This is a genomic window from Sedimentibacter hydroxybenzoicus DSM 7310 (assembly GCF_013403245.1).
In the GTDB taxonomy this organism is placed as follows: domain Bacteria; phylum Bacillota; class Clostridia; order Tissierellales; family Sedimentibacteraceae; genus Sedimentibacter; species Sedimentibacter hydroxybenzoicus.
In genome coordinates this window covers 114,219-133,332 of the sequence record NZ_JACBNQ010000003.1, presented here as the reverse complement: position 1 = coordinate 133,332, position 19,114 = coordinate 114,219, and the positions used below count along the sequence as shown (strand labels likewise).

Annotated in this window: 20 protein-coding genes and 1 riboswitch; of the genes, 15 read left to right on the top strand and 5 right to left on the bottom strand. The window is 33.1% G+C overall.

Going from position 1 to position 19,114, the window contains the following annotated elements:
- Window positions 1-10 precede the first annotated feature (10 nt).
- The 6 genes from HZF24_RS05515 (at window position 11) to thiD (ending at window position 6,804) form a co-directional block, all read left to right on the top strand.
- Entirely contained in the window at window positions 11-1,111 is a 1,101-nt protein-coding gene (locus HZF24_RS05515; protein WP_179237282.1) for a PstS family phosphate ABC transporter substrate-binding protein, read from the top strand.
- 175 nt (window positions 1,112-1,286) lie between these two features.
- Entirely contained in the window at window positions 1,287-3,296 is a 2,010-nt protein-coding gene (locus HZF24_RS05510; RefSeq protein WP_179237281.1) for an S-layer homology domain-containing protein, read from the top strand.
- A 194-nt stretch (window positions 3,297-3,490) separates the two neighbouring features.
- Window positions 3,491-4,342 carry a polysaccharide deacetylase family protein gene (locus tag HZF24_RS05505; RefSeq protein ID WP_179237280.1) on the top strand — a complete coding sequence of 284 codons (852 nt, stop codon included), beginning with the start codon at window positions 3,491-3,493 and terminating at the stop codon, window positions 4,340-4,342.
- A 44-nt stretch (window positions 4,343-4,386) separates the two neighbouring features.
- Window positions 4,387-4,491, top strand: a riboswitch (TPP riboswitch).
- A 69-nt stretch (window positions 4,492-4,560) separates the two neighbouring features.
- Window positions 4,561-5,388, top strand: coding sequence for a hydroxyethylthiazole kinase (thiM, locus tag HZF24_RS05500; protein WP_179237279.1), 828 nt, complete (start codon window positions 4,561-4,563; stop codon window positions 5,386-5,388).
- Window positions 5,375-6,013: a thiamine phosphate synthase gene (gene thiE / locus HZF24_RS05495; RefSeq protein WP_179237278.1), complete on the top strand. Its 639-nt coding sequence runs from the start codon at window positions 5,375-5,377 to the stop codon at window positions 6,011-6,013. Before thiM ends, thiE begins: the two co-directional genes overlap by 14 nt.
- Before the next feature lie 11 nt (window positions 6,014-6,024).
- The gene (thiD, locus tag HZF24_RS05490) at window positions 6,025-6,804 is read left to right on the top strand and encodes a bifunctional hydroxymethylpyrimidine kinase/phosphomethylpyrimidine kinase (protein WP_179237277.1); all 780 of its coding nucleotides are present in this window, start codon (window positions 6,025-6,027) and stop codon (window positions 6,802-6,804) included.
- Window positions 6,805-6,921: 117 nt separating this feature from the next.
- Here the strand turns inward: thiD and HZF24_RS05485 are convergent, their stop codons facing one another.
- The gene (locus HZF24_RS05485) at window positions 6,922-7,272 is read right to left on the bottom strand and encodes a helix-turn-helix domain-containing protein (protein ID WP_179237276.1); all 351 of its coding nucleotides are present in this window, start codon (window positions 7,270-7,272) and stop codon (window positions 6,922-6,924) included.
- A 117-nt stretch (window positions 7,273-7,389) separates the two neighbouring features.
- Between HZF24_RS05485 and HZF24_RS05480 the strand changes: the two genes are divergently transcribed.
- The 5 genes from HZF24_RS05480 (at window position 7,390) to HZF24_RS05460 (ending at window position 10,333) form a co-directional block, all read left to right on the top strand.
- Window positions 7,390-7,926 (top strand): SLOG family protein, encoded by a 537-nt coding sequence (locus tag HZF24_RS05480; RefSeq protein WP_179237275.1) that lies wholly within the window; start codon window positions 7,390-7,392, stop codon window positions 7,924-7,926.
- Between the two features lie 180 nt (window positions 7,927-8,106).
- Window positions 8,107-8,664, top strand: a complete 558-nt coding sequence (locus HZF24_RS05475; protein WP_179237274.1) for an RNA polymerase sigma factor — start codon at window positions 8,107-8,109, stop codon at window positions 8,662-8,664.
- Complete coding sequence (locus HZF24_RS05470; protein ID WP_179237273.1) at window positions 8,651-9,142, top strand: hypothetical protein; 492 nt, start codon at window positions 8,651-8,653, stop codon at window positions 9,140-9,142. Before HZF24_RS05475 ends, HZF24_RS05470 begins: the two co-directional genes overlap by 14 nt.
- Before the next feature lie 2 nt (window positions 9,143-9,144).
- Entirely contained in the window at window positions 9,145-9,993 is an 849-nt protein-coding gene (locus tag HZF24_RS05465; protein WP_179237272.1) for a hypothetical protein, read from the top strand.
- Window positions 9,974-10,333 carry a LiaI-LiaF-like domain-containing protein gene (locus HZF24_RS05460; protein ID WP_179237271.1) on the top strand — a complete coding sequence of 120 codons (360 nt, stop codon included), beginning with the start codon at window positions 9,974-9,976 and terminating at the stop codon, window positions 10,331-10,333. The genes HZF24_RS05465 and HZF24_RS05460 overlap by 20 nt, the downstream gene beginning before the upstream one ends.
- Before the next feature lie 65 nt (window positions 10,334-10,398).
- Here HZF24_RS05460 and HZF24_RS05455 read toward each other — a convergent pair whose 3' ends face one another.
- The gene (locus tag HZF24_RS05455; protein ID WP_179237270.1) at window positions 10,399-11,508 is read right to left on the bottom strand and encodes a LysM peptidoglycan-binding domain-containing protein; all 1,110 of its coding nucleotides are present in this window, start codon (window positions 11,506-11,508) and stop codon (window positions 10,399-10,401) included.
- Window positions 11,509-12,018: 510 nt separating this feature from the next.
- Here HZF24_RS05455 and HZF24_RS05450 point away from each other — a divergent pair.
- From HZF24_RS05450 to HZF24_RS05435, 4 genes are all read left to right on the top strand, one after another.
- Window positions 12,019-13,218 (top strand): MFS transporter, encoded by a 1,200-nt coding sequence (locus tag HZF24_RS05450; protein WP_179237269.1) that lies wholly within the window; start codon window positions 12,019-12,021, stop codon window positions 13,216-13,218.
- Window positions 13,219-13,339: 121 nt separating this feature from the next.
- Window positions 13,340-15,415 carry a catalase gene (locus HZF24_RS05445; protein WP_179237268.1) on the top strand — a complete coding sequence of 692 codons (2,076 nt, stop codon included), beginning with the start codon at window positions 13,340-13,342 and terminating at the stop codon, window positions 15,413-15,415.
- A gap of 275 nt (window positions 15,416-15,690) precedes the next feature.
- Window positions 15,691-16,176: a GNAT family N-acetyltransferase gene (locus HZF24_RS05440; RefSeq protein ID WP_179237267.1), complete on the top strand. Its 486-nt coding sequence runs from the start codon at window positions 15,691-15,693 to the stop codon at window positions 16,174-16,176.
- Window positions 16,177-16,970: 794 nt separating this feature from the next.
- Complete coding sequence (locus HZF24_RS05435; protein WP_179237266.1) at window positions 16,971-17,936, top strand: tyrosine recombinase XerC; 966 nt, start codon at window positions 16,971-16,973, stop codon at window positions 17,934-17,936.
- A gap of 62 nt (window positions 17,937-17,998) precedes the next feature.
- On the opposite strand, the gene HZF24_RS05430 is transcribed toward HZF24_RS05435, so the two are convergent.
- The 3 genes from HZF24_RS05430 to yneA form a co-directional block, all read right to left on the bottom strand.
- Window positions 17,999-18,397 (bottom strand): type II toxin-antitoxin system HicB family antitoxin, encoded by a 399-nt coding sequence (locus HZF24_RS05430; protein WP_179237265.1) that lies wholly within the window; start codon window positions 18,395-18,397, stop codon window positions 17,999-18,001.
- A gap of 12 nt (window positions 18,398-18,409) precedes the next feature.
- Window positions 18,410-18,610 (bottom strand): type II toxin-antitoxin system HicA family toxin, encoded by a 201-nt coding sequence (locus HZF24_RS05425; protein WP_179237264.1) that lies wholly within the window; start codon window positions 18,608-18,610, stop codon window positions 18,410-18,412.
- An 81-nt stretch (window positions 18,611-18,691) separates the two neighbouring features.
- A complete protein-coding gene (gene yneA, locus HZF24_RS05420; protein WP_179237263.1) occupies window positions 18,692-18,994 on the bottom strand; it encodes a cell division suppressor protein YneA in 303 nt (100 codons plus the stop codon).
- Window positions 18,995-19,114: the final 120 nt, after the last annotated feature.

The following is a 19,114-nucleotide window of genomic DNA, read 5'->3' as shown; positions in this document are numbered from 1 at the left end:
GGGGAAGTAAATGAAAAAGAAAAAAATTTTTGTAATCTGCATTTTTTTGGCAGCAGTAATTTTTATTTTTTTTAATAGAACCAATAGAAATAAAACGGGAATACCTGATAAGACGGGATCATGGTCGCACATTAATCAGGAAGTACAAAGAAGTAAAAACTGGGTGCAATATGTTCAAAACAGTCAATTTCAGCTTGGTGAAAGAAGAGTGAAGGGAAGCTGGAATACACCCAATGGACCGGAAGACTATTATGAAATAGAGTTCGGAACATATCCAAGCCTTGACGGATCAACGGTTGCAATACCTATGGCAGTTGAATTTGCAAGGCAGCATTTAAAGTTTACGGATGAAGATGCCAATGATTTTGCTTCATTTACAACAACTCACTACGCATATGAAAATTTAATATTTAAAAAACCTAATACAATGGGAATGATCAGAACTGCAACTACGTTTTTGGATGAGAATCATCCCGTGGACTTAATTATTGCTACAGAACCATCTGATGAAGAAATTAAATTAGCAAAGGATAACAATGTTGAGTTGATTATAGAACCTGTTTGTTATGATGCCTTTGTTTTTATAACACATAAGGATAATGCAGTAGACACTCTTACAATCGAACAGATACAAAAAATATATTCAGGTGAAATTACAAACTGGCAAGAGGTTGGGGGAAAGAATCAAAGTATTAAGGCATTTCAAAGGGAAAAAAATTCCGGAAGCCAGACTGCTATGGAAAATTTAGTAATGAAGGGTATTCCTATGCTTCCTCCAAACATAGTTAAAGTTGCGGCAGGAATGGGAATGCTTGTTGACGCGGTTGGTGAATATGAAAACAGCCAGGCAAGTATTGGATATACTTACAAATATTATATAGATACCTTGTATAAGAATGAAAATATAAAAGTTCTTAAGGTTGAAGGGGTTTCGCCTGATGATGAAAACTTAAGGAATAAATCCTATTCATTCACTACTAATTATTATGGTGTAATCCGCAAGGAGGATGAACAAAATATTGCAGGTGAATTTTTAGAATGGATGATATCGCAGGAAGGCCAAAAATGTATTGAGCAGGCAGGTTATATTCCATTGAATATGGCATATTAACAGATAAATGAATAAATTATGCAGGTGTTGGTGAAAGTAGTATTACAGATAATATTCAAGGAGAAAGGAAAAACCGAGCATACAGGTTAATCAAAAGTATATGTTCATACCAGGGAGAATAATTTTTAAATATATAATTTGAAATAAAAATTATATTTTAAACATGGAGGAAGTTATGAAAAAAAGTTATTTGTGCAAGACGGTAGTTGTGATGATTGTATGTGTTTTTGTATTTTCAATGTTCAATATTACATATGGTGTGGAATTTAATGATGATATACAAAAAATTACATTAGATTATGATTACTTTGATGGAATTGGAAATGACAAAATAATACGAAGTAAAAGCGACGACAGTTGGTATTTGTTAAAATCGGATGGCAGCAGGATTGAGTTAAAGGGTAATTATTTAGATTATGCAGGAATAGAAAATGGTGAGTTCTATCATTATGACGAGGAGTATTATAGCTTTTTTGTTCCACTTGATGATAAATTGACAAGGCTCGGCTTTGTAGATAAGGACGGTGCGGAATGCATAGTTGAAGGATATTCCTTTGCCGATCCGACAGTGAGTGATAAATATTGGCTTTTGATGAGCGTTGATGAAGAAATAAGCTACAAGTTCGGACTTTACGATAAATATAATAAAAAAGAAGTAATACCTGTTGTATATGACAGCTTATTGTATTTGAAGGATGACAGGATAGTTGTACAAAATGACGAGGGTGGAGGAATATTAGATATTAATCAGGATATAATACTTCCCTTCAATTATTATAACCTACAGTATATAAACGACAGCTTTATAATTGCCGCAGATAAAGATTTCAAATATGGTGTAATCAATATAAATGATGATATTGTAGTGCCATTTGAATATGATGAAATACATATTGTGTCCGATTCAATGAATTATTCACAGATAACTAAAAATAACAAATCAGGACTGTTTGATCGAAATAAAGCCGAATTTGTTATACCTATCGAATATCAAAGCTTAAAATATATAGATGAAAGGTATTTGGAAAATGAGCTTGTTGTTGCTAAAAAAGACGGTAAAGCCGGGATAATTGATATGCAAAACAAGGAAATTGTACCGTTTGTTTATGATAGAATTGAATACGTCGGTGACGGCTTAAAGTTTTATGAGGATGGACTGGCAGGATTATTGGATGCAAAAGGGAATATAATACTGCCTGCTGAAGCAATAGATATAGTGTATGCTGCTGATGGATTTATTACGGCAAAAGTATATGTCGAAAATTATAAAAGCAAGTATGCTGTTTATGACATGAAGGGAAATGTAGTAGTACATCCTATATATGACGATATATATTTTTCTTTTTCGGACAGATATATGGTTGTAAAAAGTAACGGTTATGCCAATTTGATTGATAAGATTACTGGTGAGGCTGTATTAAAGAACAGCCATTATTCTGATATATGGTATATCAACGATAAATATTTTGCAGGAGGAAGTAACGGTTACAACAGTATCGTTAATTTTGCAGGGCAGGAGCTTACCCAGTCACACTATTCAATGATAGATGTGGTTAATATTAATGGTGAAAGACTGTTAGCTGCCCAGTGGCAGGGATATAAAAATTACGGCAGAAAAATAGATTATTTTAAACAGACAAAGGGGCCTTCGTCATGGGCAGTAGACGAAGTAAGTAAAGCAATTGAAAACAATTTAGTGCCCTTTGAATATCAGGCATTATTTACCTCCGATATTAAGAGGTATGAGTTTTGTGATATAATAGTTGCTTTTTTAGAAAAATATTATAACACATCAAAAAAAGATATTATTGATTATAATAAAATAGATGTGATTAATCCGCCCATAGTTGATGAATTTAACGAAAATGTTGCAATTTGTATGCATTTAGGTATTGTTAAGGGGAGAGGAAACGGTATTTTTGACGGAGAAAATGAAATAACAAGAGAAGAAGCTGCCATTATGCTCGCTAATTTGGCAAAATTTTTAGGAATTAAAACAGACACTGAGTATATGAACTTAATAGACAAATCAGAAATATCATCGTGGGCGTCTGATGCAGTTAATTTTGTTTTGCAAAATAAATTCATGCAAGGTGTGGGCAATAATATGTTTTCTCCTAAATCTAATATAACAAGGGAGCAGACATATATTATAATGAATAGAATACTGAATAATTCAAAATAAGAATTCCCTGCTTAATGGTAAGTAAAATGCAGTTGCTTTAGGGGTTTCGGGATATCTAATACACAAAATGGTACTCATTAAAATAATTGTCATTACTATGATATATCTGGATGTATATCCTATTTATTAATATTGATGTTTTATATCAATGGATATATGATATTTATATATAAATGCATATAGGGGGATATATTATGACAAAAAGAATTTTTACTTTAACATTTGCTTTAATGATGGCATTATTAATGAGTACGGATATGAATGTAGCTCAAGCAAACATTTATAATGATTATGCAGTATATTCCGATACGAAAGATAATATTAAAATAAATGAGCAAAACAAGCCGAATACAGGCAATGTTCAGTACACAATCCCTGAAGCACCTGGGCCTATTGAAGTAAATACTACAGAAGAAAGTATAAATAATAGAGAAATAGATCCAAGTAAACCAATGATTGCTATAACTTATGACGACGGACCATCCATATATACAACTGAAATATTAAATACATTAAAAGAAAACAATTCAGTTGCAACATTTTTTGTATTAGGATCTCAGGTACATGGAAATAAGGATATATTGAATAGAATGATAGAGGAAGGCAATCAGATAGGTAATCATACTTATAATCATAAGAATTTAACAACAATAAGCTATGAAGAATTATACAAGCAAATTCAAGGAACAGATGATTTGGTTTATATAGCTACAGGTTATACACCGACGGTTATGCGACCGCCATATGGAAGCACAAGTGAAGAGTTAAATAAAAAAATACAAAAGCCGATAATTCAATGGTCAATCGATACACGTGACTGGGAAAACAGAAATGCCGGAATAATTGTTGAGAATATTCTTAAAGATGTAAAGGACGGGGATATTATACTGATGCATGATTTATATGACAGTACTGTTCAAGCGTCTGAAATAGTAATTCCGGAGTTAATTAAAAGAGGATTTCAGCTTGTGACAATAGACGAATTATCTGAGTACAGAGAAATTGTATTTACGGCCGGAGTAAATTACTACCATATGTATAAATAAAATTAAAAAAGTTATTGTCATGCAGATAAATATGTTTTATAATTTAATTAAATATCGGGAGCTTATTAATAGGCTGAGAGGAAACTGTTAGTTTCGACCGAACCTGATTTGGATAATGCCAACGTAGGGAACTGTTTGTGAAAATGAATGGGATATACCACATGTTGGTAAATCCCGTTTTTAGTTTAGAAAATATAACATCTGCAGGAGGGTTAAATATGTTTTCAGAAATTATTAAAAATGTTAAAAGTAATACACCGTTAGTACATAATATTACAAATTATGTAACAGTGAATGATTGTGCAAATATATTGTTAGCTTGTGGCGGTTCACCCATAATGGCTGACGATATAGATGAGGTTGAAGAAATTACGTCAATATGCAATGCTTTGGTAATAAACATAGGTACATTAAATTCAAGAACTGTTGAATCGATGCTAAAAGCAGGTAAAAGGGCAAATGAACTTAATATACCTGTCATACTTGATCCTGTAGGAGCAGGGGCTTCGAAATTAAGGACAGATACTGCTTTCAGACTGCTGAAAGAAGTAAAATTTGCTGTGGTTAGAGGCAACATGTCTGAAATAAAAACAGTAGGCAGGGATAGTACAAAAGGAACAAGAGGCGTAGATGCCAGTGTGGATGATACCATCACCGAAGAAAATATAGATGAAACTGTTAAATATATAAATTCATTGTCTGAAAGACTATCTGCTGTTGTGGCGGTTACAGGTGCCATAGACATTGTTGCGGATGGAACAATAGCATACGTTATTAGAAATGGCCACCCATTTATGAGTAAAATATCCGGAACGGGCTGCATGCTTAGTTCAATTATAGGTGCTTTTTGCGGTGTTAATAAGGATAATTTTTCCAGCGCAACTGCGGCTGCAGTATGTACTATGGGATTATGCGGTGAACTTGCTTATGAAAAAATGAAAAAGAATGATGACGGAACATCCTCACTTAAGTGTTATTTAATTGATTTTATGAGTAAAATTGATGCTGAAATGCTGAAAGAAGGTGCTAAGTTTGAAATTAGATAATAAAGCACTTCTGCTTTATGCAATTACCGACCGTACATGGTTAAAAGAAAAAACACTTCCCGAAGCAGTTGAAGAAGCAATATTGGGGGGAGCAACATTTATCCAGCTAAGAGAAAAAAACTTAGGATATGAAGAATTTTTAAAAATTGCCGGAGAGGTAAAAGCAGTAACTGATAAATACAATATCCCTTTCGTAATAAATGATAATGTGGATGTAGCAACTTCAATTGATGCTGACGGAGCACATATAGGACAAAGTGATGAAGAAATTAAAACAGCAAGAGAAAAACTTGGATTTAATAAAATAATAGGTCTTTCAGCTGTAACAGTTGAAGAAGCTATAAAAGCAGAGCAAAGCGGTGCAGATTATATAGGTGTGGGTGCAGTTTTTAATACGTCTACAAAGCTTGATGCTGATACGGTTCCGTTTGAGACATTAAAGGAAATATGTGATGCGGTAAGTATACCTGTTGTTGCAATCGGAGGTATATCTAAAGATAATGTTCTTGAGCTTACAGGCACAGGCATTGCGGGAATTTCAGTAGTGTCGGCAATTTTTGCGCAGGATAATATTAGAAACGCAACCTCTGAATTGTTAAAATTAATAAAGCAGATAATCAAATAAAGGAGACAAGAATGAAAAAGGTACTAACAATTGCCGGTTCCGATCCAAGCGGAGGAGCCGGTATTCAGGCAGATTTAAAAACAATGACCTGTCATAAAATATATGGAATGAGTGTTATAACAGCTTTAACGGCACAGAATACAACGGGTGTATACGGTGTATCAGAAGTACCACCGGAATTCGTAGAAGCGCAGCTGGATGCCGTTTTTACCGATATTTATCCTGATGCTGTAAAAATCGGAATGGTTTCTAATAAAGAAATAATATCAGTTATTGCAGATAAGCTTATTGAATACAAAGCAAAAAAAATAGTTCTTGACCCGGTAATGGTAGCTACAAGCGGCAGTAAGCTTTGTAAGGATGATTCAATTGAAATGCTTATAAATAAACTGATGCCCCTTGCCACTGTTATAACTCCCAATATACAGGAGGCAGAAGTATTGTGTGGATTTGAAATTGAAAATAAAGAGGATATGGAAAAAGCAGCGATAAAAATAGCTGAAAAATATTCCGGTTATATTCTTATAAAGGGAGGCCATCTGGTAACCGGCAGCGATGATTTGTTATACATGGACGGTGATTGTATATGGTATGAGCAGGAAAGAATAAACAATATGAATTCGCATGGAACCGGTTGCACACTGTCATCGGCAATTGCATGCAATTTAGCAGAGGGTCATGATGTAAAAACAAGTATATTAAACGCAAAAAATTATATAACAGGAGCTTTAAAGGCAAACTTCAGCATAGGAAAGGGAAGAGGTCCTTTAAATCATTGCTGGAATCTTTAGCTTGCAAATCGATTGGCAGCTAAAGCAGCTATGTTTGATTTTGACGGCAATTCCTGCAATGCAAAAATCTCCCTTCGGAATGTTATTCTTAGGGGAGATTTGTTTTCATATGGAATTTTAGTTGTCCTTTTTGTGTGCAGAGTTATAATTATTTTGTGTTTCTAAAATTATATTGTTTACGATTTCAAGGATATCCTCAGTATAAGAAAGGTACGGTTCGGTTAAACTTTTATTATCAGGGTAAACATCATTTGATAAACGACCAAATAAGAGATAATCTGCAGATAAATTATAGTTATTACATATCTTATAAAGTGTTGTCACTGACATTCCCTTTTTTCCATTTTCAATTTCGGCAAGAAATTGAGGAGAGATACAGGCTTTTTCAGCAAATTCTTCACGAGTCATATTTAATTTTTCCCGCTGCTTACGTAATCTTTTACCAATTAGAATCATATTTTCTTTCAATTCTATCACCTCTATTATATATTAACTATTGCTTTTAGCGTATTAAATAAGCTATAATTATAATAGTAAGCAAATAGCGTATTGATTTTGTTAATATTTATAATATGAGGTGGAAATTTGAAAAAACATAAGACATGCTGTTTTATCGATTGTTATTCACAAGATTGTTTTATGGAATTAAGCCATGATAATTCGGATTATATTAAGTTAGAATCTAAGCTTAAAGAAGTATGTGTAAGCTTGATTGAAGATTTTTCAGTAACTCATTTTATAAGTGGAATGAAATTTGGTTTAGAACAAGCTTCTGCCGAGATTGTTCTTGAATTAAAAACTAAATTTTCAGGTGTTACTTTAGAGGGAATAGTGCCATATGAAAATTATACAATAAATTGGCCTGAATCTCAGAGGGACAAGTATTACTCCATTATGAAAAATATTGATAAAGAAGTTATGCTCCAACATAATTTCTCACATGACTGCATGATTAAGCGTGATTTGTATATGATAAATAAATCTAAATATATCATACTGTATACAAATAATACAAATGAAATAAATGCCATAAATAAATATGCCAAATCTATCGGAAAAGTTGTATTTATTTTGGATATTGAGACATTAAATACAATTCCGAACATAAAAATTTGCAGATAAGGTTCACAATAAAATTTACACAACGCAGCGTAGGGACTTTTTCAGCAGCCTGAGCACCATTATTGGTGCTTTTTTGTCGTAATAATGTTATATTCATAGTGAATGCAGAAAAATTTTTTATTGTTTTTGCAGTACTTTATAAATATTATTCGTTATTATTATATAGAGAGGAGGGGAGGCATGGAAAATGAAGGTCTTTTAATTGAAAAAGCGGCTTTGGGAGATGAAGATTCATTTTCAATATTAATTAATAATTATAAGAAGTATGTATTTGCTATTATTCTGAATTTTATTAAGAATTATGATGAAGCGGAAAATGTTGCACAAGAAGTATTTTTCCAGATTTATGTTTCCCTTCCCAAATACGATCAAAATAATTTTAAGGCTTGGATAGGTCGTATAGCAACCAATAAATCAATAGATTGGCTGAGGAAGAAAAGAGCGAAATTCAAGGATGAAATCCTTGAATCGTTTGATAATTTTGATAATAATGTTGATCTGACAGCTAATCCGGAAATAGTATTATTAGAGAGATATAAACATGATGAGTTAAAAAAAGCATTAAACAGCATTCCGGATATTTATAGAGTTGCATTAGAAAAATTTTATTTTCGGGAAAAAACGTATGAGGCAATAGCTGAGGAAGAAGATGTAACTATAAAAACAATTGCATCCAGATTGTATAGGGCTAAGGTGTTATTAAGAGAGAAGTGGAGGTGTGAAGATGAAACATTATGATTATGTTGAGTGGTTGCTTTATAAGAACAAAGCACTGTCAAATAAAAAAATGAAGGAAATGGAAGAACATTTATATAATTGTCAAGCTTGCTTGGATATCTTCCTATCTTTAATAAATGAACAAGAGGAAAGCTATGCCGGAGACATTGTTCCATCAGACTTTACACCCAAGGTGTTAGAAAATATAACTAAATCCAAGATTATTAAGCTTAATATTCATGGAGTCAATAAAGTTAAAAAATCCATTAATTATCAACTTGGGTACTATGCCGCAGTAGCATCAGTAACGATATTTTTAACACTTAGTGGATTTTACACTAATCTGGTTGATTCAGTTCCTAAAATAACAGCATCTATACAGGAAGTTCAGGTACGTCAGAATTTAATAGCCAATTTTTCTGACAGAATAATAGATTCAACATCAAGCTTGTTGTTTAGTATTGAAAATAATGAAAAAAATGTGATTGAGGAGGAATAATTTTGATAGAAAAGAGTAAATTTATAGGATTTATATTATCCTTTATACCGGGGTTGGCTCATTTGTATATAGGATTAAAAGAGAGAGGATTAATATTTTTAGGAATGCTTGGAGCGGGTGTTTTGGGAACCATTTTTCTTGGATTTGTAACATACGGTTCAGGTCAGGTTATAGTGTTATTTATGCTTGGTTACTCAGTGTTATGGCTGATAGCAATATTGGATTTGTTTTCATCATGGCGCTTAGCGGAAAGAAAAAATTATGAAAAAACGGCTACAGGCAGTCAGGAAAAAATTTATATAAATAAAGAGGAAATAGTAAGCAGCAAAAAAAGCATATCAATGGCTTTATCGATTGTTCCAGGAGCCGGTCATATGTATATAGGGTATCAGAAAAAAGGATTGATGTTAATGGGGTCATTTTTCTTCTCTATATTTTTTATGAGCTGGTTGGGCATATCACTACTGTTATTTTTGTTGCCTCTGATATGGTTTTATAGTTTTTTTGATGCAATGCATATTGCGGAAGGATCCAAAAATAATATTGAGGAACAAGAGATAGAACTGCCTGCCATAAAACACGAATGGATTGGCTATGGATTGATAAGCATAGGTGTAATAATAATAATTGAGAGAATACTGTATCCGCTGATACCTCATCAATTAAGGAATTATATACAAACATCCATAGTGTCATTAATATTCATTATCATAGGATTTGTATTGCTGAAGGGAAACAAAAAGGAACCTGAGGATATTGTTGAAAATATTCCGGAGGAATCAGAAAAAAATACCTATCCGGAATACAATGAGATAGTAATAGAGGGGGAGAGTGATTACACTGAAGATTAAAAGAGTGGGCACAATATCTATGGCTATAGTCCTAATCGGCTTTGGGGTTATCCTGTTTGTTTCACAATTCAGTATGTTGTCAGCTATTGAAATAGCAATCAAGCTATGGCCGTCAATATTAATAATAATAGGAGCAGAAATACTTTATTATGCTGGTATGCAAAGAAAGAGCACTGAAAATGTAATTATAAAATATGATTTATTTTCAATTTTAGTTGTAACGGTTATTTTAATTGTGAACATTGGATTATATGGTTTAATGGAAACGGGAGTTTTAGATTATTTTAAATTAGTAGTCAATAATGAAACCATAAGATACGAGAGAAATATGGACTATTAAAGGGAATGGGATATGTCAATATGCGGCATATCCCATATTTAATGATTGAACTCCTATAATTCTCCTTACAGGGGATCTATAACCTGTGTAACCGTTCCGAAATCGTAGCCTTGTTCTCTTAAATTCGTTATCATTGTCTGAAGAGCTGCAAGTGTATCAGGCGCTGACTGATGCATTAAAATAATAGCACCTGGCTCGATATTTTCAACTACGCGATTTATAATTGTGTCAGGTCCCGGATTTTTCCAGTCCAATGTATCTATAGTCCACATTATGGTTACATAACCGAGAGCAGCTAACTCGTTAAGAATTGCCTGATTATATTCGCCGTATGGCGGCCTGAATAAATATGAACCTGAGCCAGTAACATTATTTATAAGAGCATCAGTCCTGACGATTTGGTTTCTTACTTCCGGCAATGGTATAAGCGGCATATGAGGATGAGTATAGCTATGGTTTGCTATTTCATGACCTTCAGCTGCTATTGCCCTTGCAAGATCAGGATAATTTATCAACCAGATACCTGACAGGAAGAACGTTGCTTTTATGTCATTATTTCTTAGTATTTCCAGCAATTCATATGTTTGATTATCTCCGTAGGTTGCATCAAAGGTCAGAGCAACCATTTTTTTAGACGGATTACCTATATATATAGCAACAGCATTTTCCGGAAGCGCAATGGTTATAGTCATACCGGGCTTTAGCTGGCGCGGTTCTAATTCCGGGTTAACATTTAAAATTGACTGGGCAGTAGTTCCGAATCTGCTTGCAATTTTATATATAGTATCTCCGGGCAGCACCGTATAATGTACAATTCCTGGTTCAACAGGTACGAAGGGGTTTATAGCATCCCTTGGTAATATAATTTTCATACCAGGATGAATTAACGATGGGTTAGTAATATTGTTCAATGACAGAATATCCTGGATACTTACTTTAAAAAGCAGTGAAATAATATATAAGGTATCACCGGGCTGAACTGTATATATAATGCTGCCGGGCGGAGTTTCTAAATCTTCTTCTTTAACAGGGATTAATATGACAGAACCCGGATAAATCAAATTAGGATCTGCTATATTATTTGTATTTACAATTTCCTGTATAGTGCTGCCATATAGACGAGCTATATTATAAAGCGTGTCTCCCGGCTGTACAGTATAAACGATTTGAATCATATTAAAACCTCCTTTCCTTTATTATTTAATATAATATTCCGATAACAAAACAAAGTGATTATTACAGATATAAAATAAATGATACTATTAACAGTTACCTGACAATTTGTCATCCTGAGCGTAAACGAAGGATATCATTAACAAATAAATAATTGTTGTAATTTAACAATAATTATTATATAATTAAACTATAAATTTTTAGGAGGATATCATGGTAATAACATTTGGTTCTGCAAATTTTACTTTGAATAAGCAATGTAAATTTAGCAGTTCTGTTTCAAAAAATGGAATTTCGGTAGTTTACGGGAGAAGTGTATCCATTTTTAGTATGAAAACAGCAAATGTATAAATCCATGTTCTGATTCTTTTAGACTTTTAGTTTATGAATTCTGACTCGGGTTTTACTTGAGTTTTTTTATTTATTAAGGATATTCATTCTTCCATATGGCTTTCATTTAGAAAGCTTATTTTATTTTTTGAAATATAAAAACATAATGTTTTGGAGGAATAATGAATAGTAAATTAAAACGAAATATATCTATCGGATATGTATATAATTTTTTCTTGCAGTTGAATATGACTTCTGCCATATGGGTACTTTATCTGGCATTCAGAGGGATGTCGTTGATTGAAATAGGTATCCTTGAATCGATCTATCATATTACAGGGTTGATTTTAGAAATTCCTTCCGGTGCAATTGCAGATTTATACGGAAGGAAATTTAGTGTAGTAGCAGGAAGGGTAGTGAATTTAATTTCATGCATCCTGATGATAACAGCAAATAGTTTCCTTGAATTTGCTATCTCTTTTATTTTAAGCAGTGCAGCGATGAACCTGAACTCAGGAGCTGCGGAAGCATTGATTTACGACAGCTTAAAAGAATCAGGCGAGGAGGGGAAATATAAAAAAATATGGGGGCAGACAGCCTTTATCATGTCAATTTCTCAAGGCATAGCAATCTTACTTGGAGGAATATTAGCAGATGTTAAGTTCCTGTATGCTTACGTATTCGGCGCGATAGTACAGATTATAGCACTGATGGTATCTTTGAATTTTACTGAACCAACTGTTAACAGAAAGCATAATATCGGAAATTTAAAAAAGGAAAAAGAAAATATATTTGTTAATCAGTTAAAAATAAGCATTGATATATTAAAATGCAGAAAAATTGTTTTGTATATCATTATGTTTTCAGCACTGTTGGGCAGCCTGCAAACAACTGTATTTTTTTACAGTCAGAAGTTTTTTTCGGATATGGGCTATACAAAAACGATAATTGCTGTTATTTGTTTTATAGGCAGCATTGTAGAAGCATATAGCTCAAAGTATGCCTATAAAATAGAAAAACGGCTGAATATCAGAGAAATATTAATCAGTTTATCCGCCTTGAACGTGATTGCTTTGGCGGGATTGGCATTTGTAGCTGAATTTTCCATAGGTTTTTACTTGTTAACAAATTTAACCGGGGGATTAGCCTTTACAATACTAAGTGACTACATTAACGGAAGAATACCATCCGAGTCAAGAGCAACCATATTGTCATTTGAAAGCTTGTGGTTCAGCATATTTATGATAGGGGTGTTTCCTCTATTCGGATTTATAGCGGAGAAAATAGGGCTTACATTAACTTTTGGAATAATTGCATTAGTCTATATACCGGCAATAATTTTCTTAATTTTAAAATTACAAAAACATGAACAGCTGACTTAAGATGGACTATTTTATAGTTAAATAAAAAATGTTCCATCTTAAGAATCCTGTTGTTGTGCATAAGTTTATAATTTAAGGTTAAAATTTGAATAATGAATATCTGACTAAGGAGGAAGTACTTATGAACAATTTTAAGGATGAACAATTAAATCAATTCCGGGTAGATGATATGGGAAAAGACCTGACAACCAATCAAGGTCTTAAAATGACAGAAGATGAATTTTCTCTTAAGGCAGGGGAAAGAGGACCAACTTTAATGGAGGACTTTCATTTTAGAGAAAAAATAACACATTTTGACCATGAAAGAATTCCTGAAAGAGTTGTTCATGCCAGAGGAACGGGAGCTCACGGAGAATTTCAGCTTTATGAATCTATGAAAGAATATACAAAGGCAGGATTTTTACAGAATCCAAATGTAAAAACTCCTATATTTATAAGATTTTCAACGGTAGCAGGATTCAGAGGCTCTGCGGATACAGTTAGAGATGTAAGAGGCTTTGCCATTAAATTTTACACACAAGAAGGAAATTATGACTTAGTAGCTAATAACATGCCTGTGTTCTTTATGCAGGATGCAATTAAATTTCCGGATTTTATTCATGCTGTTAAACCGGAACCAAGGACAGAAGTACCTCAGGCATCATCTGCTCATGATACCTTCTGGGACTATATTGCCAATAATCAAGAATCCGCTCACATGGTTATGTGGGCTATGTCTGACAGAGCAATACCCAGAAGCTATCGTATGATGGAGGGCTTTGGAGTACATACCTTCAGATTCATAAACGAACAGGGCAAAGCAACCTTTGTAAAATTTCATTTAAAGCCTGCTTTAGGTGTTCATTCTTTGGTATGGGATGAAACTCAAAAAATAGCAGGAAAAAACCCTGATTTTAACAGGAAGGACTTGCAGGAAGCAATTGACTGCGGTAATTTCCCTGAGTTTGAATTTGGCGTGCAGTTATTGGCTGAAGAAGATGAGTTTAGTTTGGATTTTGATATATTGGACCCTACAAAATTATGGCCAGAAGAAGATATACCTGTAAAGATTATCGGTAAAATAACTTTAAATAAAAACGTTGATAACTTCTTTGCAGAGGTCGAACAGGTTGCTTTTCATCCCGGGCATGTGGTTCCCGGAATTGATTTCACTAATGACCCGCTTCTTCAAGGAAGACTGTTTTCTTATACAGATACGCAATTAATCAGATTAGGAGGGCCAAACTTTCATGAAATACCTATAAATAAACCATTGGTTCAATTTCATAACAATCAAAGGGATGGTTATCACAGACAGACAATTAATACCAGTAATATAAGCTACCATAGAAATTCCTTAGCAAACGGTACTCCTAAAACTGTATCTGAATCCGAAGGAGGGTACGCTCATTATCAGGAAAAAGTCAGCGGAAATAAAATAAGAGCGAGAAGCGACAGCTTTAAGGATCATTTTTCACAGGCAGCAATGTTTTATAACAGCATGAGCGAGCATGAAAAAAAGCATATTATGGATGCATTTAAATTTGAGGTTGGAAAGGTTAAAAGCAAAGAAGTAAGACAACAAGTTGTGGATATGTTCGGAAATGTAAATACTGACATGGCCAATCAAATAGCAGATTCCGTCGGGGTTAACAGACCTGAGGGAGAATGTTCAAAATATAGTAAGGTTTCCCCGGCACTCAGTCAGGCAAATACAGTGAAAAGGCCGGATACCTTAAAGGTAGGATGCATAATATGTGAAGGATACAATTCAGAGGAGTTTAATGCTGTGTTAAATGCACTTTATGATGCAAAGACAACTCCCGAGATAATCAGCAGCACATTGTCTCCTGTAAAAGGCTCCGGCGGGGAAGAGCAAGTACCGAAATATACTTTTACAACAACAGATCCGGTGCTCATGGACGCAATTTATGTAATCGGAGGACCAAATTTGGATGATAAGGCTGTTACTGAAGTAAAAAGATTTATTCATGAAACGTATATGCACTATAAACCGATATTAGTTTCTCAAAATATATCTATGCTGTTAGATGCAAATATGGCAGCTCAGTCGGGTGTTACAATACTTGACGGAAATATGCAGATTAATAAATTTATAAATGATATTTCTATGCACAGACATTGGGACAGAAATGTAAATATAATTGCTACGAATAAACAATCAGGAAATCAAAACAAGACGTTGTCTTTAAAGTAAGCAGATGACCCAAATCTTTGATTTGGTGTCAGTCGCTTATGCTGGATGCGAAAGCAGATGACCCAAATCTTTGATTTGGTGTCAGTCGCTTATGCTGGATGCGAAAGCAGATAACCCAAATCTTTGATTTGGTGTCAGTCGCTTATGCTGGATGCGAAAGCAGATGAAAAAATGGGAACCGAAATGCGGGTTCCCATTTTTATGTTTAACCTATCATTGATAAGTATAGGAAAATAATGTACAATAGTTTAATGATATATGAAAGAGGAATACATATGATAAATATAAGAAAAGTAAAGATAGAAGATTTGGATGAAGTATCAGAAGTTGAAGCAGTATGCTTTCTGGAAGCAGAGGCAGCCACGAAGTCATCATTAGAACAACGTATCAATACATTTCCGCATAGCTTTTTTGTATCAGAAAGTGACGGAAAAATAATCGGATTTATCAACGGTTGTATAACTAACAAAAATACTATATATGACGAATTGTTCAGTGACGCATCATTACATACTCCGGATGGGGAATACCAGGCTATATTTGGTCTGGATGTAATTCCTGAATATCGCAATAAAGGAATTGCAGCACAATTAATGAATCACATGATTGATGTGTCGAAATTAAACGGTCGAAAAGGTATTATCTTGACATGTAAAGAGCATCTCATTAATTACTATTCAAAATTCGGTTTTAAAAATAAAGGCATATCAAACTCAGGACACGGCGGAGCTAAGTGGTATGATATGATTTTAGAGTTTTAATAAAGATTATACTGATTGTTAGAGTAGCGATTGTAAAGGATGTAATTACAGTGGGGAGCAAACAAAATTCCCACTGTGATATATTTATTTTATGTCGCAAAATAGTTATTTTGCGACATAAAATAACATCAAAAGGGGCGCAGGACCTTCAAATTGACTCTGGTGTTGATTTTGTACTACTTCCGGAGTTTTTTAATCAATACGAAAAATAAACTTTCATACGATGTCTTTGGTTCATCCGATTTGTCACATGAAAATATTTTTATAATTTTCATTGGTTGATTGCTAACGGTATATTCATTATTATATATTGATTTTAATTATAACAGTACTTTTAATATACAAATTGGTTTGCAGTTTATCAAGTGATTTTAAAACCGTCCCTTTCTTCAAACGGTTAATATATGTAAAAATACGAGGCTTTAAAATGCGTTTTAACGAAAGTTATTTTGTTTCTTGACCAAATATACCTTGTAGAATTTTGTAGGTTTCATCATTAAGCACCAATTAGCCTTATAAATGGACTTATTTGTAAAATATAGCTTATTTTTATGGTAATCGTAATATGAATTTTAATGTACATCTATTTCGATATTTATTAAGTTCAATCTCAATGAATATGTTTGGGATACTTCTATTTATTTTAAACAATGTTACGTATTGTATTTCATATTAACTACGGAAAGACATATTTAAGTAAGTATTTAAAAATAGCTTGTCTTTCTTTTCGATATTATATATAATTTATTGAGAAGATTTTGCGACATTTTTATTTTACTAAAAAGGAGAAGATTATGACTGTAAATTATAATGACCTCTGCCCTGCTCCGCTCAGTGATTTTTTGGAATATTCTTTATCTATCAAAGGCAGATCAGAAAAAACTGTAAGTGAATATTATTTGGATCTCAGAACTTTTTATAGATTTTTGGTAATCAGGTTTAAGCTGTCCCCTGATATTAAGGATTTTGAAAATATCGATATTAACCTGGTCTCCCTTGATACGTTGAAAAGAATTAAAATTATGGATCTTCATTCCTTTATTGCGTACATAGACAGGGAAAGAAATAATTCAAACAGAACCAAAGCTCGTAAAATTGCCTGCTTGCGTTCCTTTTTCAAATATTTGTACTCTATTGTTAAATTAATTCCTGAGAATCCAGCTTTAGATTTGGAAACTCCTAAGAAAAACAGTCGTCTGCCTGTTGCGTTAACTTTGAATGAATCAAAGAATTTATTGATATCAATTTCAGGTTCCAATGAAAAGCGTGACTATGCAATAATTACACTATTTTTAAATTGTGGGCTGCGTTTGTCGGAGCTTATAGGTATAAATATAGATAAAATCAAGGGTGATACCTTAACTGTTGTCGGCAAAGGAAATAAGGAACGAACCATATATTTAAACGATGCCTGTGTAAAGGCAATTGAAGAATATTTAGAGGTTCGTCCGGATGCAAAGCCCGGTCATGAGAATGCTCTTTTTATAAGTAACCGAAAAACACGGTTTACACAAAAAGGCGTACAGCACATGGTTGATAAATATTTAAAAGAAGCGGGCTTATCCGGAATGAAATATTCCCCCCATAAGCTTCGCCATACTGCGGCAACATTGATGTATCAATATGGTCATGTGGATATACGTGCTCTGCAAGAAATTTTAGGTCACGAAAGTGTTTCAACAACACAGATATACACACATATAGACAAAGAACAGCTTCGTGATGCCGTTAAACAGAATCCATTGAATAATGAACATTAGTCTGTTGAAAAAATTTATCCGGAAGCGATGCAAATGGACTTTTTAGCAGACTAAAATGCATCTTATTTAATATTCAGGGTGTTAATCAAAGCATCTTGTAATATCTGAGAGAAATTTACATTGTTTTCAATAGCCATATCATTTAACCAAGATGGTATACTAAGTGTTTTCTTTACTGCTTGAGATCTATGTTTCTTTTTGTATGCCAACATATCAAATTCAACTATAACTAAATATTGATTTTTTTCTAAAACGATATCTTGGGGTTTTGAAGCCATTGGTATTTCCATATTGTTATCTTCCATATATGAAAGCATTAAGCCTAATGCATCAATAGCCATTTCATAAGCGTCTTCCATACTTTCTCCGCATGTGTTACATCCCTCTATATCGGGAAAAAAAACAGAAAAAGCATTATTATCTTCGGTTTGAAAAATAGCAGGATAGAATAATTTCTTCATTAAAAACACTCCTTATTTTGTAAACAATTTTAAACCTGCATCTTTTAATATCTTTTGCTCTGTTCCTTTCGGTAAATCTCTATTGTGTGATGGAACAGTAGTCATTTTTTTAGTTTTATCATTTATAAAAAATTTATGAGAACCATTTTGTCTAACACATACAAAACCATTTTGTTCTAATAGCCTTATTATCTCTTTTGAAGTCATTGGCATATTAATAACTCCTTACGTTTATTATATACGTATTAATACGTATTGTCAATACGAATAAAAAATTACCCTAATAAGGATAATCTATTTTACAGGTATTGCAATTACGTCGCCTGGATATATTGAAGCGTTTTGAATATTATTATGCTTTGATATTTCAAATATAGCTTTTCTTATTTCTATATCATCCATGTACGTTGATGCTAAGGACCATAGAGTGTCCCCTTCCCGAACGTTTATGTATTTAAATTGAGGTATGTCTTTGGAGTATGCATTTATAGTCAAGGATGAAGCAAAAATTATAATGCTAATAAATAATACTGACATAAAAACGAATCTTTTAAAACGGTTAATATTAGTTATTCTGTATTTATTAAATATTATCATAATACACCTCGAACAAATTTTCTATTTTCATTCTAACAGAACATTAGTTCGATGTCAACAAATTTTTGCAAAAATTCAAACAAATGTTTGATTTGTTTTCGGATGTATGTTAAAATATAA

Bases quoted from the DNA above. Each gene is read 5' to 3' on its own strand.
- HZF24_RS05515 (WP_179237282.1), top strand. From the start codon at position 11: ATGAAAAAGAAAAAAATTTTTGTAATCTGCATTTTTTTGGCAGCAGTA.
- HZF24_RS05510 (WP_179237281.1), top strand. From the start codon at position 1,287: ATGAAAAAAAGTTATTTGTGCAAGACGGTAGTTGTGATGATTGTATGT.
- HZF24_RS05505 (WP_179237280.1), top strand. From the start codon at position 3,491: ATGACAAAAAGAATTTTTACTTTAACATTTGCTTTAATGATGGCATTA.
- thiM (WP_179237279.1), top strand. From the start codon at position 4,561: ATGTTTTCAGAAATTATTAAAAATGTTAAAAGTAATACACCGTTAGTA.
- thiD (WP_179237277.1), top strand. From the start codon at position 6,025: ATGAAAAAGGTACTAACAATTGCCGGTTCCGATCCAAGCGGAGGAGCC.
- HZF24_RS05475 (WP_179237274.1), top strand. From the start codon at position 8,107: ATGGAAAATGAAGGTCTTTTAATTGAAAAAGCGGCTTTGGGAGATGAA.
- HZF24_RS05470 (WP_179237273.1), top strand. From the start codon at position 8,651: ATGAAACATTATGATTATGTTGAGTGGTTGCTTTATAAGAACAAAGCA.
- HZF24_RS05455 (WP_179237270.1), bottom strand. From the start codon at position 11,508: ATGATTCAAATCGTTTATACTGTACAGCCGGGAGACACGCTTTATAAT.
- HZF24_RS05450 (WP_179237269.1), top strand. From the start codon at position 12,019: ATGAATAGTAAATTAAAACGAAATATATCTATCGGATATGTATATAAT.
- HZF24_RS05445 (WP_179237268.1), top strand. From the start codon at position 13,340: ATGAACAATTTTAAGGATGAACAATTAAATCAATTCCGGGTAGATGAT.
- HZF24_RS05440 (WP_179237267.1), top strand. From the start codon at position 15,691: ATGATAAATATAAGAAAAGTAAAGATAGAAGATTTGGATGAAGTATCA.
- HZF24_RS05435 (WP_179237266.1), top strand. From the start codon at position 16,971: ATGACTGTAAATTATAATGACCTCTGCCCTGCTCCGCTCAGTGATTTT.
- HZF24_RS05430 (WP_179237265.1), bottom strand. From the start codon at position 18,397: ATGAAGAAATTATTCTATCCTGCTATTTTTCAAACCGAAGATAATAAT.
- HZF24_RS05425 (WP_179237264.1), bottom strand. From the start codon at position 18,610: ATGCCAATGACTTCAAAAGAGATAATAAGGCTATTAGAACAAAATGGT.
- yneA (WP_179237263.1), bottom strand. From the start codon at position 18,994: ATGATAATATTTAATAAATACAGAATAACTAATATTAACCGTTTTAAA.